This is a genomic window from Amycolatopsis japonica (assembly GCF_000732925.1).
GTDB lineage: Bacteria > Actinomycetota > Actinomycetes > Mycobacteriales > Pseudonocardiaceae > Amycolatopsis > Amycolatopsis japonica.
The window spans coordinates 1,861,757-1,876,538 of the sequence record NZ_CP008953.1; the positions used below are offsets into that span (position 1 = coordinate 1,861,757).

Annotated in this window: 18 protein-coding genes and 1 pseudogene; 9 read left to right on the forward strand and 10 right to left on the reverse strand. The window is 68.6% G+C overall.

The window, feature by feature from the left end; translation table 11 throughout:
• Positions 1 to 16: 16 nt before the first annotated feature.
• From AJAP_RS09115 to AJAP_RS09125, 3 genes are read left to right on the forward strand one after another with little or no spacing between them, the layout of a single operon-like run.
• Positions 17 to 1,054, forward strand: a complete 1,038-nt coding sequence (locus AJAP_RS09115; RefSeq protein ID WP_038509648.1) for a sugar ABC transporter substrate-binding protein — start codon at positions 17 to 19, stop codon at positions 1,052 to 1,054.
• A complete protein-coding gene (locus AJAP_RS09120; protein ID WP_038509650.1) occupies positions 1,051 to 2,571 on the forward strand; it encodes a sugar ABC transporter ATP-binding protein in 1,521 nt (506 codons plus the stop codon). The genes AJAP_RS09115 and AJAP_RS09120 overlap by 4 nt, the downstream gene beginning before the upstream one ends.
• The gene (locus tag AJAP_RS09125; protein WP_038509653.1) at positions 2,568 to 3,584 is read left to right on the forward strand and encodes an ABC transporter permease; all 1,017 of its coding nucleotides are present in this window, start codon (positions 2,568 to 2,570) and stop codon (positions 3,582 to 3,584) included. The genes AJAP_RS09120 and AJAP_RS09125 overlap by 4 nt, the downstream gene beginning before the upstream one ends.
• A 110-nt stretch (positions 3,585 to 3,694) precedes the next feature.
• Here the strand turns inward: AJAP_RS09125 and AJAP_RS09130 are convergent, their stop codons facing one another.
• Positions 3,695 to 4,405 carry a FadR/GntR family transcriptional regulator gene (locus AJAP_RS09130; RefSeq protein ID WP_016336349.1) on the reverse strand — a complete coding sequence of 237 codons (711 nt, stop codon included), beginning with the start codon at positions 4,403 to 4,405 and terminating at the stop codon, positions 3,695 to 3,697.
• A 106-nt stretch (positions 4,406 to 4,511) separates the two neighbouring features.
• Between AJAP_RS09130 and AJAP_RS09135 the strand changes: the two genes are divergently transcribed.
• Genes AJAP_RS09135 through AJAP_RS09145 form a run of 3 tightly spaced genes read left to right on the forward strand, consistent with a single transcriptional unit; the run spans position 4,512 to position 6,603 of the window.
• Entirely contained in the window at positions 4,512 to 4,814 is a 303-nt protein-coding gene (locus tag AJAP_RS09135) for an L-rhamnose mutarotase (RefSeq protein ID WP_016336348.1), read from the forward strand.
• On the forward strand, positions 4,811 to 5,782 hold the full coding sequence (locus AJAP_RS09140; RefSeq protein WP_038509655.1) for an aldo/keto reductase: 972 nt from the start codon (positions 4,811 to 4,813) through the stop codon (positions 5,780 to 5,782). The genes AJAP_RS09135 and AJAP_RS09140 overlap by 4 nt, the downstream gene beginning before the upstream one ends.
• The gene (locus AJAP_RS09145; protein ID WP_038509657.1) at positions 5,779 to 6,603 is read left to right on the forward strand and encodes an amidohydrolase family protein; all 825 of its coding nucleotides are present in this window, start codon (positions 5,779 to 5,781) and stop codon (positions 6,601 to 6,603) included. The genes AJAP_RS09140 and AJAP_RS09145 overlap by 4 nt, the downstream gene beginning before the upstream one ends.
• Before the next feature lie 281 nt (positions 6,604 to 6,884).
• On the opposite strand, the gene shbA is transcribed toward AJAP_RS09145, so the two are convergent.
• The 4 genes from shbA to AJAP_RS09160 form a co-directional block, all read right to left on the reverse strand.
• A complete protein-coding gene (gene shbA, locus AJAP_RS09150; protein ID WP_016336345.1) occupies positions 6,885 to 7,541 on the reverse strand; it encodes an RNA polymerase sigma factor ShbA in 657 nt (218 codons plus the stop codon).
• A gap of 250 nt (positions 7,542 to 7,791) precedes the next feature.
• Positions 7,792 to 8,094 (reverse strand): DUF202 domain-containing protein, encoded by a 303-nt coding sequence (locus AJAP_RS42885; protein ID WP_073849132.1) that lies wholly within the window; start codon positions 8,092 to 8,094, stop codon positions 7,792 to 7,794.
• Positions 8,091 to 8,441 carry a YidH family protein gene (locus AJAP_RS09155; protein WP_038509659.1) on the reverse strand — a complete coding sequence of 117 codons (351 nt, stop codon included), beginning with the start codon at positions 8,439 to 8,441 and terminating at the stop codon, positions 8,091 to 8,093. The genes AJAP_RS42885 and AJAP_RS09155 overlap by 4 nt, the downstream gene beginning before the upstream one ends.
• Before the next feature lie 40 nt (positions 8,442 to 8,481).
• Positions 8,482 to 8,937 carry a GtrA family protein gene (locus tag AJAP_RS09160; protein WP_016336342.1) on the reverse strand — a complete coding sequence of 152 codons (456 nt, stop codon included), beginning with the start codon at positions 8,935 to 8,937 and terminating at the stop codon, positions 8,482 to 8,484.
• A gap of 172 nt (positions 8,938 to 9,109) precedes the next feature.
• Here AJAP_RS09160 and AJAP_RS09165 point away from each other — a divergent pair.
• Positions 9,110 to 9,310 (forward strand): annotated as a pseudogene (locus AJAP_RS09165) (hypothetical protein); the annotation flags it as partial.
• 96 nt (positions 9,311 to 9,406) lie between these two features.
• Positions 9,407 to 9,718, forward strand: a complete 312-nt coding sequence (locus tag AJAP_RS09170) for a hypothetical protein (protein ID WP_005153325.1) — start codon at positions 9,407 to 9,409, stop codon at positions 9,716 to 9,718.
• 28 nt (positions 9,719 to 9,746) lie between these two features.
• Here AJAP_RS09170 and AJAP_RS09175 read toward each other — a convergent pair whose 3' ends face one another.
• A complete protein-coding gene (locus tag AJAP_RS09175) occupies positions 9,747 to 10,871 on the reverse strand; it encodes a glycerate kinase (RefSeq protein ID WP_038509663.1) in 1,125 nt (374 codons plus the stop codon).
• Entirely contained in the window at positions 10,868 to 11,833 is a 966-nt protein-coding gene (locus AJAP_RS09180; protein WP_038509665.1) for a 2-hydroxyacid dehydrogenase, read from the reverse strand. The genes AJAP_RS09175 and AJAP_RS09180 overlap by 4 nt, the downstream gene beginning before the upstream one ends.
• A gap of 158 nt (positions 11,834 to 11,991) precedes the next feature.
• Here AJAP_RS09180 and AJAP_RS09185 point away from each other — a divergent pair, with 158 nt between their 5' ends.
• Positions 11,992 to 12,519, forward strand: coding sequence for a hypothetical protein (locus AJAP_RS09185; protein WP_038509667.1), 528 nt, complete (start codon positions 11,992 to 11,994; stop codon positions 12,517 to 12,519).
• Here AJAP_RS09185 and AJAP_RS09190 read toward each other — a convergent pair whose 3' ends face one another.
• The 3 genes from AJAP_RS09190 to AJAP_RS09200 form a co-directional block, all read right to left on the reverse strand.
• Positions 12,520 to 13,203 carry a type 1 glutamine amidotransferase domain-containing protein gene (locus AJAP_RS09190; protein WP_038509669.1) on the reverse strand — a complete coding sequence of 228 codons (684 nt, stop codon included), beginning with the start codon at positions 13,201 to 13,203 and terminating at the stop codon, positions 12,520 to 12,522.
• Positions 13,200 to 14,117, reverse strand: a complete 918-nt coding sequence (locus AJAP_RS09195) for an acetoacetate decarboxylase family protein (RefSeq protein WP_038509670.1) — start codon at positions 14,115 to 14,117, stop codon at positions 13,200 to 13,202. Before AJAP_RS09195 ends, AJAP_RS09190 begins: the two co-directional genes overlap by 4 nt.
• Positions 14,118 to 14,189: 72 nt before the next feature.
• Positions 14,190 to 14,726 (reverse strand): TetR/AcrR family transcriptional regulator, encoded by a 537-nt coding sequence (locus AJAP_RS09200; protein ID WP_228694900.1) that lies wholly within the window; start codon positions 14,724 to 14,726, stop codon positions 14,190 to 14,192.
• Between the last annotated feature and the right edge of the window lie 56 nt (positions 14,727 to 14,782).

A 14,782-nucleotide genomic window follows, 5' to 3' on the forward strand; every position in this document is an offset into this window, starting at 1 on the left:
CATCAAGGAGGATGCGGTGCGTACGAGGGTGATCAAGGTGGCCGCCGCGGCCACCGCGCTCGGGCTGGCGCTGTCGGCCTGTGGGTCCACTAAGAACAACGCAGCCACTGCTCCCCAGGGCGGGGGCGGCAAGGTCGGCGCGACGATCCCGTTGCTGACCTCGCCGTTCTGGCAGGCCTACAACAACTACGTACCGCAGAAGGCGAAGGAACAGGGCGTCGAGGCGCTGCCCACGGTCAACGCGGACAGCGATCCGGCGAAGCAGATCACCGACATCAACACCTTGCTCAACCAGGGCGTCAAGGGCCTGGTCGTGACGCCGCTGGACTCCGCCGCCGTCGTGGCCGGCCTCAAGGCGGCGGAGAACAAGGGTGTCCCGGTGGTGGCCGTCGACGTGGCGCCGGAGGGCGGCAAGGTCGCGATGGTGGTGCGCGCGGACAACAAGGCGTACGGCACCAAGGCCTGCGAGGCGATCGGCGCGAAGGTCACTTCGGGCAAGGTCGTGCAGGTCATGGGCGACCTGGCCTCGGTCAACGGCCGCGACCGCTCCGAAGCGTTCCGTCAGTGCATGAAGACGAAGTTCCCGGGCGTCCAGGTGCTGGAGGTCGCCGCCGAATGGAAGGCGGACAAGGCTTCGTCCGGCCTGGACAGCCTGCTGACCGCGCACCCGGACATCAAGGCCGTGTACATGCAGGCGGGCGGGGTGTACCTGGCGCCGACGCAGCAAGCGCTCAAACGCAAGAACCTCTCCTTCCCGGTCGGCGACCCGAAGCACGTCGTGCTGGTCAGCAACGACGGCATTCCCCAGGAGCTGGCCGCGATCCGCGCGGGCGAACTCGACGCGACCGTCTCCCAGCCCGCCGACGACTACGCCAAGTACGGCATGTACTGGATCAAGAAGGCGATGGCGGGGGAGACCTTCAAGGCGGGGCCGACCGATCACGGCAGCACCGTCGTCGAGGTCCGGCCGGGGATCCTCGAAGACCAGCTCCCCGCGCCCGTCGTCACCAAGGACAACGTGGACGACAAGGCACTCTGGGGGAACAACCTGTGAGCGCGCTGCCCGCCGGGTCCGCCGCCGTGCCGGTGGTCAGCGCACAGGGTGTCGGCAAACGCTACGGACCGACCGTGGCGCTGTCCGACGTCAGCCTCACCGTGCGCCCCGGCGAGTCGCACGCGCTCGTCGGCCGCAACGGGGCCGGGAAATCGACGCTCGTCTCCATCCTCACCGGACTGTCCAAAACGGACACAGGTCACGTCGAGTTCGGCGGCGTCCCCGCGCCGCCCTTGTCCAAACAGGACGACTGGAAACGCGCGGTCGCCTGCGTCTACCAGCACGCGATGGTCGTCCCGCAGCTGACCGTCGCGGAGAACCTGTTCCTCAACCGCCAGTCCGGTAAGGGGTTCGCGATCGGCTGGCAGCGATTGCGCCGTCAGGCAAGGGATCTGCTCGACTCCTGGGACGTGGGGGTCGACGTCGACACCCCGGCGGGCGAGCTCTCGGTCGAGGACCGACAGTTCGTCGAGATCGCGAGGGCGCTCTCCTACGGCGCCCGGTTCATCGTGCTCGACGAGCCGACGGCGCAGCTGGACAGCCAGGCGATCGACCGGCTTTTCGCGCGGATGCGTCAGATGCAGGCGAACGGCGTGACGTTCCTGTTCATCTCGCACCACCTCCACGAGGTCTACGAGGTGTGCCAGGCGGTCACCGTGCTGCGCGACGCCAAGCACATCCTGACCGCGCCGGTCTCCGAGGTCGGCCGGGCCGAGCTGATCGACGCGATGACCGGCGAACAGGGCGGGCTTTCCGTCCGCGACGCCTCCACGCGCGAGGCGTTGGCCGAGGACGCCGCCGAGGTCCTGGCCGTCGACGGGCTTTCCGGTGACGGCTTCGCGGATGTGACGTTCCGGATCCACCGCGGCGAGGTGATCGGGCTCGCGGGCAGCAACGCCAGCGGCAAGCATCAGGTCGCCGAAACCGTGTACGGACTGCGTCCGCCGTCCTCCGGCACGGTCCGGGTGGACGGGAAACCGTTGAAACCGGGCGACATCCCGGCCGCGATCCGCGCCGGGATCGGCTGTGTGCCGAGGGATCGCCATCACGAAGGACTGGTGCTGGAGCATTCCATCGCCGACAACGCCACACTGTCCATTTTGGATCGCATGGGCAAGGGTGGTCTCGCGGCACCGGGCGCGCGGTACGGCCGGGCCGTGCGAGCGTTGCGGGATTACGACATCGTCGCGGCCGACGCGGACCAGCCGGTGTCCGACCTTTCCGGCGGCAACCAGCAGAAGGTCGTCCTGGCCCGCGCGCTGGCCGGTGATCCGCGCCTGGTGGTGCTGATCAACCCGACCGCGGGAGTGGACGTCAAATCGAAGGAGGCGCTGCTCGCGGTCGTCGACCGGGTGCGGGCCGAGGGCAAGGCGGTGCTGATCGTCAGCGACGAGCTGGACGATCTCCGCCTGAGCGACCGGGTGCTGGTGCTGCGTGCCGGCGCCGTGGTCGCCGAACACCGGGCGGGCTGGTCCGACGGCGACCTGGTGGCCGACATCGAAGGAGTCGAGCGGTGACCGAACTGATGACCGATCCGAAGACTTCGACGCTCGCGGCCCCGCCGAAGCGCCGGAAGTTCCGCTGGCTGCGCGAACTCGCGCTCGTGCCGGCGCTCATCGTGGTGCTGATCATCGGAGGACTGATCAGCGACACGTTCCTGACCTTCGGCAGCATCGTCGGGATCCTGTCCGCCTCGGCCGCGCTGTCGATGGTGGTGCTGGGCGAATCGCTCGTACTGCTGACCGGGAAGTTCGACCTGTCACTGGAATCCACCATGGGCATGGCGCCCGCACTGGGCGCGATGCTGGTCATCCCGGTGGCTTCTTCGGGTTTCGGCACCGAGATCCCCGGTTTCGCGGGCATCCTCGCCGTGCTGGTGGCCGGTGCCGCGGTCGGCTTCGTGAACGGTTTCCTGATCGTCAAACTGAAGCTGAACGCCTTCATCGTCACGCTCGCGATGCTGACGGTGCTGCGCGGCACGCAGATCGGCTCCACCCAGGGGAAGACGCTCTTCGACCAGCTGGACGTGTTCACCGCGCTGGCCACGACGACGTTCATCGGGCTGCCGATGTCGGTGTGGCTGGCCGCGGCGCTGTTCACCGCGTTCGGGCTGGGCCTGCGGTATCACCGGATCGGACGGTCGCTTTACGCCATCGGCGGCAACTCCGAAGCCGCGCGGGCCGCCGGTATCCGCGTCGACCGGATCTCGTGGGGCGTCTTCGTCGTGGCCGGTGTGCTGGCCGCGCTGGGTGGGCTCGCGTACACCGGCTACGTCGGTGCGCTCGGCGCGGACCAGGGCGACGGATTGATCCTTCAGGTGTTCGCCGCTGCGGTGATCGGCGGTGTCTCACTGGACGGCGGGAAGGGCACCCTGGTCGGGGCGCTCACCGGTGTGCTGCTGCTGCAGACCGTCACCAACCTGCTGCAGGTGGCGCAGGTGCCGCCGGAATGGCTCAAGGCGATCTACGGCGTGATCATCCTGGTCGCGTTGATCATTTCCCGCTATGCCGGTGGGAAGGCCCAGACCTAGCCCCCTCGCCGATGCGATGAACGGTCCTTTCCTTGCAAATTTTGCGAGGAAAGGACCGTTCCTAGCGCGCGAAGGGCCGGTTAGAGGACGTGAGAGAGGAGAGAGCGGTGTCAGGAAGCTTCGGCGGCCGTGGTGGGGTCGTCGGCGGTGCCGAGCGCGTTGCGGAGCCACTGCTCCACCCCGGCCACGTGCACGGTGGCCCACGAACGCGCGAGCTCGGGCTCACGGGCCGCGATGGCCTCGTAGATCGCCGTGTGCTGCTCGCGGGTCTTCGCGACCGCGCCCTCCTGGGTGAGCCCGCGCCAGATGCGGGCGCGCGCGGTGGGGCCGGACAGGCTGTCCAGCAGCGAGCACAGCACCGGATTGCCGGAGCCGTCGGCGATCTTGCGGTGGAACTGCAGGTCGTTCGCGACCAGCGCCTCCACCGTCGGCGAATCGGCCAGCTCGTCGAGCAGGCGGCCTAGTTCCGCGATGTCCTCGTCGCTCATGTGCAGTGCGGCCAGCGCCGTCGCCGCCGGTTCGAGGATCCGGCGGACGGCGAGGAAGTCCAGCACGGTGTCGTCGCGGTGGAAGTCCACCACGAACGTCATCGCGTCGAGCAGGAGATTCGGTTCGAGGCTGGTGACGTACGTCCCGTCGCCCTGGCGGACGTCGAGCACGCGGATCAGGCACAGCGCCTTCACCGCTTCGCGCAGCGAACTGCGGGACAGGCCGAGCCGCTGGGCCAGTTCGGCCTCCTTCGGCAGCCTGTCGCCCGGAGCAAGCTCGCCGGAGATGATCATGTCCTTGATCTTGTCGATCGCGACATCGGTGACCGGCATGTTCCACCGCCCTCCCCGAAGACCTCGGATGTTTGAGTGTTAGTTGACAGAGTGCCATGTTTCGAATGAAGGAGGCGCGGTGACCCACGGTGTCGCACTACAAAGAGTGGCACTCCACACCCGGCTGAAGCCGGGCAAGGAGGCCGAATACGAGTCGGTCCACGCCGTCATCCCGCCCGACCTGGACGAAGCCCTGCGCGGTGCGGGTGTGCGTTCGTGGCGGATCTGGCGGGACGGTCTCGACCTGTTCCACGTGGTCGAGGTCGAGGACTACGCGAAGATGCGTGCGGTCCTGCGCGATCATCCGGCCAACATTCCCTGGCAGGCGCGGATGTCCGAACTGCTCGACGTCGAAGACGACTACTCGGGCAACGATTCGGGTATCGGCCTCGTCTGGGAGCTTCCGTGAAGATTCCCCTGTCCCCGCTGGGGCTCGGCTGCGCGCAGCTGGGCAACCTCTACCACGCCATCACCGACGAAACGGCCGAAGCGACCGTCCGCCAGGCGTGGGACGAAGGCATCCGGTACTTCGACACCGCCCCGCACTACGGGCTCGGGCTGTCGGAACGACGGCTGGGCGCGGCACTTTCGGCGTATCCCCGCGCGGACTTCGTGGTGTCGACCAAGGTCGGCCGGGTACTGGAGCCCGATCCCGACGGCGCTTCGCGGACCGACTCGCAAGGTTTCGTCGTTCCCGCCGCGTACAAACGACGGTGGGACTTCAGCCGCGACGGGATCCTCCGGTCGCTTGAGGACAGTCTGGAGCGACTCGGGCTCGACCGCGTCGACGTCGTCTACGTGCACGACCCCGACGAGCACTTCGAGGACACCGTCGACGGAGCCTTCCCCGCGCTGCTCGAACTGCGCGAGCAGGGTGTCGTCGACGCCATCGGCGCCGGGATGAACCAGGCGCCGATGCTCGCGGAGTTCGTCCGCCGGTTCGATCTCGACGTGATCCTGCTGGCGGGCCGGTACACCCTGCTCGACCAGCCCGCCCTCGACGATCTCCTCCCGCTGTGCGCGGAACGCGGAGTGGACGTGGTGGCGGGCGGCGCGTTCAACGCCGGGATCCTCGCCACCGCGACGCCGGGCACGATGTACGACTACGCCGAGGCCCCCACCGAACTGGTCGAACGCGCCCAGCGGATCGCCGAGGTCTGCGCGCGGCACGGTGTCGAACTCCCGCAAGCCGCGCTGGCGCTGCCCGCCGCGCATCCGTCGGTGGTGTCCGTCGTCGTCGGCGCGCACGATCCGGGCCAGGTCCGGCTCAACGCCGAACGCTTCCGCCGCCCGGTGCCGCGCGAGTTGTGGACGGACCTGATCCGTGCGGGACTGTTGCGTGAGGACACCGTGCTGCGGGAGGAAGGACAGTCGTGATCGACGCGCACCACCACCTTTGGGACCCGTCGCGGCGGGATTACCCGTGGATGACCGGCACGGCGCTGGAACCGATCCGGCGTCCGTACACAGTGGACGATCTCCGCGCGGTGACGAAGGCGGCGGGGGTGAAGGGGACCGTGCTGGTGCAGACGGTCTCGTCGGAGGAGGAGACGCGCGAATTCCTTTCCGCGGCGCAGGATGAACCGCTGATCACCGGCGTCGTCGGCTGGACCGACCTCACCGCTCCCGACGTCGCCGAGCGCGTGGCCGCGTTTTCCGGGCCGCTGGTGGGAATCCGGCACCAGGTCGAGGACGAGCCGGACCCGTCGTGGCTGACGCGGCCCGAGGTCCTGCGCGGTCTCGCGGCCCTCGGCGAGGCCGGGCTGACGTACGACCTCCTGGTGAAACCGCCGCAGCTTCCCGCGGCCCTCGCCGCCGCGAAAGCGTTGCCGGATCAGGTTTTCGTCCTCGACCACGCCGCGAAGCCGCCGATCGCCTCGGGCGAATGGCAGCCGTGGGCGGACGGTGTCGCGGCCTTGGGGGAGCTGGACAACGTGTACTGCAAGCTTTCGGGGCTGGTGACCGAGGCGGACTGGGCACGGTGGAAGGTCGGCCAGCTGGCGCGCTGGTCCGAGCACGTGCTGGAGTCGTTCGGGGCTTCGCGGCTGATGTTCGGCTCCGACTGGCCGGTCTGCGAACTGGCGGCCGCGTACGAGGTCGTCGTGGACACGGCGTTTTCGCTGACGGGTTCGCTGAGCGACGCCGAGCGGCTGGACTTCTTCGACGGGACGGCGCGGCGGGCTTATCGCCTTACGTGAGAGGCAAGGACGTCTGGCCGAGTGGGGAGGATTCGGGACGCTGAACGTCCGAAATCTTCCCCGCTCACCGGCCTCGGCTCCGCCAGGGCGGTGTCAAGAAATCACTTTCGCAACGCCCGCCCCGCATTAGACGCAGCGAAAGCTCCCCTCAGTCCATCAGGCGCCTTCACAAGACACGACGAAACCCCGGCGGGAAACCGGGGGAAGGAAGAAAGTGGGCGGCGCGGGGTCCGGGCGCCTGAGAACCGCCGATCGACGACCTGCGGCAGGGGGAGGAAAGATCAGAACTCGTCCTGCTTGACCATCGTCCGCAGGCGGGCCAGTGCGCGGTGCTGTGTCACGCGCACGTTGCCGGCGGAGATCCCGAGTGCCTCGGCGGTCTCGGCGGCGGACAGGCCGACGGCGATCCGGAGGGCGAGGATCTCCTGCTGCACCCGCGGGAGGGTGGAGAGCAGGCGGTTGAGGCGGGCACCGAGGTCCAGGTGCAGGGCGTGGGTTTCGGGCTCGTTGTCGCCGATGGGCCGCTCCGGCAGTTCCGGTACCGGTTCCGACCGGTCGCGGGAGACGGCGCGGTAGGCGTCGGCGACCTTGTTGGCGGCGATGGCGTGCACGAGGTAGAGGAACGAACCGCCGCGATCCTGGTAGCCGGGCAATGCTTTCAGCACCGCCATGCACACTTCCTGCGCGACGTCGTCCGCCGACAGGTAGGACAGGTCGCGGCCGCCCATTCTGGCGCGGCAGTACCGGACCACGACGGGCCCGATCATCCGCAGCAGGGACTGGATCGCGGCGGGATTCCCGTCGCCCGCGTCCTTGACGAGGGGATCGAGGTCCTCCTTCGTCAGCCGTCCGCCCGGTCGAGGCAGGTGCTCCGGAGTCGTGTATCCGGGGACCGCATCGGGGGTGACGGTTCTGGACGCGCTTGAAGTTGCTTGCATGGTCGTCCTCCCCGGCCGACCCTGCGACCGTCGCTGTCGAGGGGTCAACACTCCGTAACGATTGAGGGCGGCAGATGCTCCGTAAGATCAGATTCATCTGCCGCCGTTGCGACGCAGCGTAATCGTAAGCGCCGATCGGACGGCAGTAAAGATTTCAACTAGAGATAGCCCATTCGCCGGAGTCGGCTTAATACAACCGAGACTCTGCGTCGCGAAAAGAGGCTTCGGCGTCGCTGGATGTGTGCGGGACTTAGCGCACCGCGATCAGTGCGGCCGCCGTCGCTACGACGAGTGCCGACGTTGTGACAGCAAGGATCGGGTTAAGAGGTTTCGGGGTTTCCGGACGGCGCAGTGCTCGTTCACGGATCGCGCCGACGGCGGCCAAGGTGATCACCATGGCCCCCGCGAAGGCGACCGGGATGACCGCCGTGCCCCATCCTCGCCGGGCCGCGGTGTGCAAAAGCAGGAGTGTGCAGGCAGTAGCCGCGAGCGCGGTCCGGCGCCAGGCGAGCCCCGTCCGTTCCGCTTGCGCTCCGTGATCGGCCGGGCTCACGAGAAGACGACCAGCGCCGCGGCGGTCAGGGTGATCACGAGGATTCCGGCGGTCAGCAGGAGCAGCATCCCGCTCTTCGGCAGTGGCTGCCCCGCGCGCATCGCGGTCTGCACCCGACGCCAGCGCGGATAGGCGCTCGCCGCGAGGACGGCGGCCAGTACGACGCACAGCCCCGCCAGGACGGTGCTCAGCGCGTTCGGGTCGGGGACCAGTTGGTGGACGGCGACACCGCCGGCCAGCAGGCCCAGCGCCGTCCGGAGCCAGGCGAGGAAGGTCCGTTCGTTGGCGAGCGTGAAGCGGTAGTCGGGTTCCGAACCGCCGTCGTGCGGGCCGTTGATCTCTGCCACGCGATGAAGACTAGGCGGTGTCCGGCCGGCCGGACACCGCCTAGGCGTTCCGCCGCGCGAAGACCCACCAGCGAAGAACCGCGAAGCGTGCGATGCCGCCCACGACACTGGCCGCGAGCAGCGCGCCGGTCTGTTCCAGTGCGGTCGGCTCGGTGATCACCGCGTCGAGGGACGCGAGCACGATCGAGCCGTACACGGCGTAGAAGGCGAAGGTCACCAGATCCTGGAAATGCCGCTTGCCCGCGTGACTCTTGCGGGTGGCGAAGGTGACCCGGCGGTGGAACTCGGTGTTCCCGACGGTGGTGACCGCGAGCGCGACCAGATTGGCCAATTGCGGTCCGAGGATCGGCTGCAGGAGAAGGAACAGCACCGCCTGCAGGCCGGTGGCGGCGACGCCGGCGACGACGTACCAAGCGGCGTGGTTGCCGAGTTCGTGGTGCCGCTCCGGCGCGCGCCGGATGATCCGGTGCCCTGGCGCCCACCTGGTGGTGGTCATACCGACGACGCTACTCCTTGTTTCACAAACTTGTGAAGCTAATGAACCACCTGAGAAACTGTGATCCCCGCGACAGCGCCGCCGTTTGGCCTGCGGAGACGCCGGGTAAGCCACAGGGACGGGGTCGAGTACAGCACGCCCCCGTCAACGTCCGACCAGGAGGGAGCGGCCGATGAGCGACCGTGAGACCGCGGAGCCGGAAACGTTGGATCCCAGCGAAGCGCTCGACGAGGACGAACTCCGTGTCGACCCGCTCGAAGAAGGCGTCGAACCGCCCGAGCACTGGAGCGGGGCCGACCGGTTCGGGACCACGCCGGCGGAGATCCGCGAAGGGGAGTCGCATGCCATGCGGCTGGCCGAAGAGGAGCCGGACGTCGGCGAAAAATGATCTTCACTCAGACGGCGGGCCATGCCGACACCCCCTAGCGTGGTCGGTCAAGTGCAAGACCGCGACGAAGGAAGGGCAGAGATGCTGACAGTCACCGAAGCCGCCGCCGAGGCGATCACCGCACTGACCGGGCAGGAGAACGGCCAGGACGGAGGCGGGCTGCGGTTCGCCATGCATTCCCAGCAGGGGGACAGTCCCCAGCTCGCGGTTTCCGTCGCTCCGGAGCCGGAAAGCGGCGACAAGGTCCTCGGCGCCGACGGCGGCCCGAAGGTGTTCTTGGAGCCGGAAGCGGCCGCGTTGCTCGACGACAAGGTCCTCGACGTCCAGCAGGACGAAACCGGCGAAGTCGCCTTCGCCGTACTCCCGCAGGCTCAGCCCCAGCCCGGTAGCTGAGCCCGCGGGCAGGCGTCGCTGCCCAGGCTCAAGTACGGGCCCAGGCGCGGACCAGCTCGCCGGCTCGCTCGCGCAGGAGTTCCGCCGCGTGCGCACGCGCGTGGTCGAGTGAAGGCGCGTGGTCGATCAGGGCGGCGCTGCCCACGACCCCGAGGCCGGTGAGCTGGCCCTCGTCCAGCTGGATCCGTCCGGCCAGCACCATCAGCGGTACCGCGTGTTCCCGTGCGCGGGCCGCGATGCCCGCCGGTGCCTTGCCGTCGAGGCTCTGCGCGTCCAGCGAGCCTTCGCCGGTGATGACGAGGTCGGCGTGTTCGATGGCGCCGGCGACTCCGGTGAGCCCGGCGATGAGCTGGAAACCGGATTCGACGCTCGCGCCGAGTCCCGCGATCGCGCCCGCCGCGACCCCGCCGCCCGCGCCCGCTCCGGGAACGTCGGAGACATCGGGCGCACCGGCGTTCCGCAACGCCTGCGCCCAGCGGGACAGGGACTCGTCCAGTTGCTCGACTTCGCGCGGGCCCGCGCCCTTCTGCGGGCCGAAGATCGCGGCCGCGCCACGAGGGCCGAGCAGCGGGTTCGTGACGTCGGTGGCGACGGCGACCTCGACGGAGCGGAGCCGTTCACGCACCGGGCCGAGTTCGGCCAGCGCGACCCGGCCCAGCGTGCCGCCGCCGAGCCCGACCGGCGCGCCGAACGCGTCGAAGACCCCGGCACCCAGTGCAGCCAGCATCCCGGCGCCGCCGTCGGTGCTCGCCGTCCCGCCGACGGTCAGCACCAGCCGCCGTGCGCCGTTGTCGAGCGCGTGCGCGAGCAGTTCCCCGACGCCCCAGGTGTGCGCGGCGAGCGCCACCTCCGGGCTCGGCTCGACGAACTCGATCCCGCAGGCGCGGGCCGATTCGATGTAGGCCGTGCCGTCGAGGGTCACGTAGCGGGCGTCGACGGTGTCGTCGAGCGGCCCGCGGACGGGGAGTTCCACGAGACGGCCACCCGCCGCGACGAGGACGTCGAGCGTTCCTTCGCCCCCGTCGGCGACCGGGCAGGACGAGACCTCGGCTTCGGGCAGCGCGTCGCGGACGCCGTGGGCGATCGCCTCCGCGGCCTCGACCGCGGTCAAGCTTCCCTTGAACTTGTCGGGCGCGATGACCACACGAGTCATGGACGAACCTCCGTCAGCGGGTTTCCGCCGGTGAGCACCGACGCGACGTTCTCGGCCGCGAGCACGGCCATGGCAGTACGGGTCTCGACCGTCGCCGATCCGAGATGCGGCGTCAAGACGACGTTTTCGCGATCCAGCAGGCGTGGTTCGACCTCGGGTTCGGCTTCGAACACGTCGAGGCCGGCACCGGCGATTTCCCCGGCTTCGAGCGCGTCGGCCAGCGCGGCCTCGTGGACGACGGGACCGCGCGTGGTGTTGATCAGATACGCGCCCGGTTTCATCGCCTTCAGCGCGTCCGCGTCGACGAGATGCCGGGTCTCCGGCGTCAGCGGACAGTGCAGAGACACGACGTCGGAGCTTCGCAGCAGTTCGTCGAAGGGCACGTACTTCGCGCCCAAGGTCTTCTCGACGTCTTCGGCGGCCCTCGATCGTCCTGAGTAGACGATCCGCATGCCGAAACCGAGCGCCCGCCGCGCGACCGCCTGCCCGATCTGTCCGAGCCCGACGATCCCGAGTGTCTTGTCCTGCAGTGAGGAGCCGAGCAGGAAACCCAAGTGGAACGACCAGGGCGTGCGGGAGCGGATCAGCCGTTCGCCCTCGCCGAGCCGTCGCGTGACCGCGAGGATCAGCCCGAACGCCAGATCCGCGGTGGCGTCGGTGAGCACGCCGGGGGTGTTGGTGACGGTGATGCCGCGGCCGGCCAGTGCCGGGACGTCGATGTTGTCGTAGCCGACGGCCACGTTCGCCACGACCTTCAGGTCCGGGCCCGCCGCGTCGGCGACCTCCCCGTCGATCCGGTCGTGCAGCATGCCGACGATCGCGGACGAGCCGCGGACGAACTCACGCAGTTCGTCCGGCGTCAGCGGCCGGTCGGCGCGCGACAGTTTCACCTCCCCGGCCTCGGCGAGCACTTTCAGCGCTTCGTCGGGAATCCACCGGGTCACCGCGATCGTCGAGGTCACGCGCCCAGCCTAGTGGGCGGCGGTTGGTATCCCAAATATGGAAATCCCCGTTATGAGGGAGGCGCTTCCCCTGCGCGGGGGAGTCGTCACCGTCCGGCACCCCGGGATCGTGAGAGGCGCGGAAATGCTCCGCGACCAGGGGATTCAAGGGGTGGAACATGAAACGATCACGAGAACTCGCGGCCGTCGGTGCCGCGATGGTCCTCGCCACGACACTTGTCGCGGCCGGTCCGGCGTCGGGCGAGGAAGCGGGCAAGGGCAAACCGGCCGAGCCGAGTCTCGTCGGCAGCGCCAAGATGCTGCGCAAGGACGGTCAGGACGTCCGGTTCGCCTTCGACGCGCACGGTCTCTTCCCGGAGAGCCGGGGGACGTTCCGGGTGAGCCACGTGGGCGACGGGTTCTCCGCCTACTTTCGCGGCAGGGTCGACTGCCTGGTCGTCGGCGGCCCGGTCGCCGTCGTCACCGGCATCGTCGAGGACACGGACGTCCCCGGTCTCAAGGACCGCCGGGTCGGGATGACGGTGTACGACAACGGCAAGCGCGACCGGCTCGGCTACAGCTGGGGTCCGGATCCCGAGCACCAGCAGATCGTCCCGCCGTGCCTGAGCAGCGCGACCTTCGAACGGGTCGAAAGCGGGGATTTCAAGGCCGTCGAATGGTTCCCGCCCGGCAGTGGGCTCGGCTGATCACAGAAGCTCCGCCACCTTCTTCGCCGTCTCCTTCGCGGATCCAGGGTTCTGGCCGGTGACCAGATTGCCGTCGACCACCGCGTAGGAGACGAAGGGCAGCTTGGCCTTTTCGTAGTGCGCGCCGCGTTTCTTCATCTCTTCTTCGGCGTTGTAGGGCACGAGCTTGTCCACCTTCGCGAGGACTTCCTCACGCCAGGCGAAGCCGGTGACCTTGCGGCCCGCGACGAGATATGAACCGTCGGACAGCCTCGTGTTCAGCAGGCCGCAGTAACCGTGGCAGACGGAGGAAACGATGCCGCCGCGTTCGAAGATCTCGCGGGTGATCCGTTGCAGGCCTTCGCTGTCGGGGAAGTCGTACATGACCGCGTGGCCGCCGGTGAAGTAGATCGCGTCGAAGTCCGCCGAGTCGATTTCGTCCGGGGCGGCGGTGTTCTCCAGCAACGCCATCCGGTCCGGGTCGGCGTGCCAGGCCTTGGCGGTCTTGTCGTAGTTGGGGAACTTCAGCGATCGGGGTTCGAGCGGCGATCGTCCGCCTCGCGGGCTGACGATCGTCTGCTCGAAACCGCGCTCGGCGAAGACGTGGAAGGCATGGGTGAGCTCGGACAGCCACAACCCGGTCGGGTGGGACGGATCGTCGTAGTGGCCGACGTTGGTGACGACGGTCAGAACGCGTTTGGTCATTTGCGGGCCTCCTGTTCCCGGACGGAGGTGGGGACCGGCATGTGGAGCGCGAGCTGCCCTTCGGTCATCACGTCGAGGCGGATCGGCTTGCGGGGGTTGAGCGAGCGAAGGTCATCGGAGAGGCGTCCCTCACCCAGCCGGAGGCCGACGCCGCGCGGGAACGTCGCGCTTCCGGCCGAGAGGACGTTGGTCTGGCTCAGCGTCGCATGCCACGCGTCCCCGATGGTGGTGTACGACGTGAGGCTCGAAACCTGCTCGCCGGACTTGTGCGTGGTTTGGCGTGGCGTCGCCACCGAAAGGGCGAGATCGGTTTCGCCGCGGTCGTTCGCGACGCGCGCTTCGGTGCGTTCGGCGTCGATGTCGACGTCGAGGCGCGTCACCCATTTCGGGAATCCGTAGCCGTCGTGGCCGCGGACCTGGGCGATGTCGGAGCTGACCGGAAGGGACAGCACGTACGAGTGAAGGTGTTCGTTCTTGAGACCGGTCACGAGATCGAAGAAGCCGAGCCGTCCGTGCCGGGCGGGCCGGACCGCGATGCCCACCGCTGCCTCGGTGTAGAAGTCGATGTCGCAGACGTCGTACCGGAACACCATCACCGACACCAGGCCGAGGCCCGGCGCGACCTCCAGCGGCGCGAGCTCTTCGGGGAGACGGCGCCGGATCGCCCGGGAAGGCGCCGTCAACGTCAGCCGGGCCGTCGCGATCCGGTAGTAGAAGTTGGGCGTCAGCGTCGGGCCGATCGGGGAGTCGACCCGCGCCTTGGGGAGGCGCCGGAAGAAGTCGACGCCGCTCACGCGCGGGTCGGCGGCGACGGTGTCGAGATCGGTGTCCATGTGGTAGCGGTCGTACAGGCCGCCTTTCGGGACGTCGACCGCGCGTCCACCCAGATCGACGGTGACCGTTTCCTGTGTCATCGGATCTCCCGGGATGTTTACAATGCTTACATTCGAGACCCTAAATGTCGATGTGAGCACTGTCAACACCGGTTAGCGTGCTCGTGCCGCCAGGATCGCGGTGAACGCGGCGCGCACCTGCTCGGCGATCTCGTCGTCCGACTCCACCTGGAGTTTGCCGTCCAGGAACAGGTACGCGAGCCCGTGGGCGAGTGCCCAGCCCGCCGAGGCGAGGGCGTCCGAAGGCTCGGAGAACACGTGCGTCATCGCCAGTCGCAGGAGTTCGTGGATGTCCGCCGCGGCCTGGACGCGTTCGTTGCTCCCCGTGTCACAGGCGTTCCCGAACATGAGGCGGAACAACGCCGGGCGACGCAAGGCGAAGTCGACGTAGGCGACCGCGAGTTCGGCGAGATCCTCTACTGAGGCCGGGAGTTCGCGCCCCTGTGCGAGGTCTTCTTTCAGGTCGCGCAGGCCTTGCGCGGCCAATGCCGACTCCAGGGCATCCCTGTCGGCGAAGTGCCGGTACGGCGCTGTCGCCGAAACGCCCGCTTCGCGTGCGACGGCGCGCAAGGAGAACTGTTCGCCGGCTTCGAGCATGCGCATCGCCGTGGTCAGCAGTGACGCTCTCAAGTCGCCGTGATGGTAGCCACTCTTCGTCGATGTTGACACTGCTTACATCCCCTTCC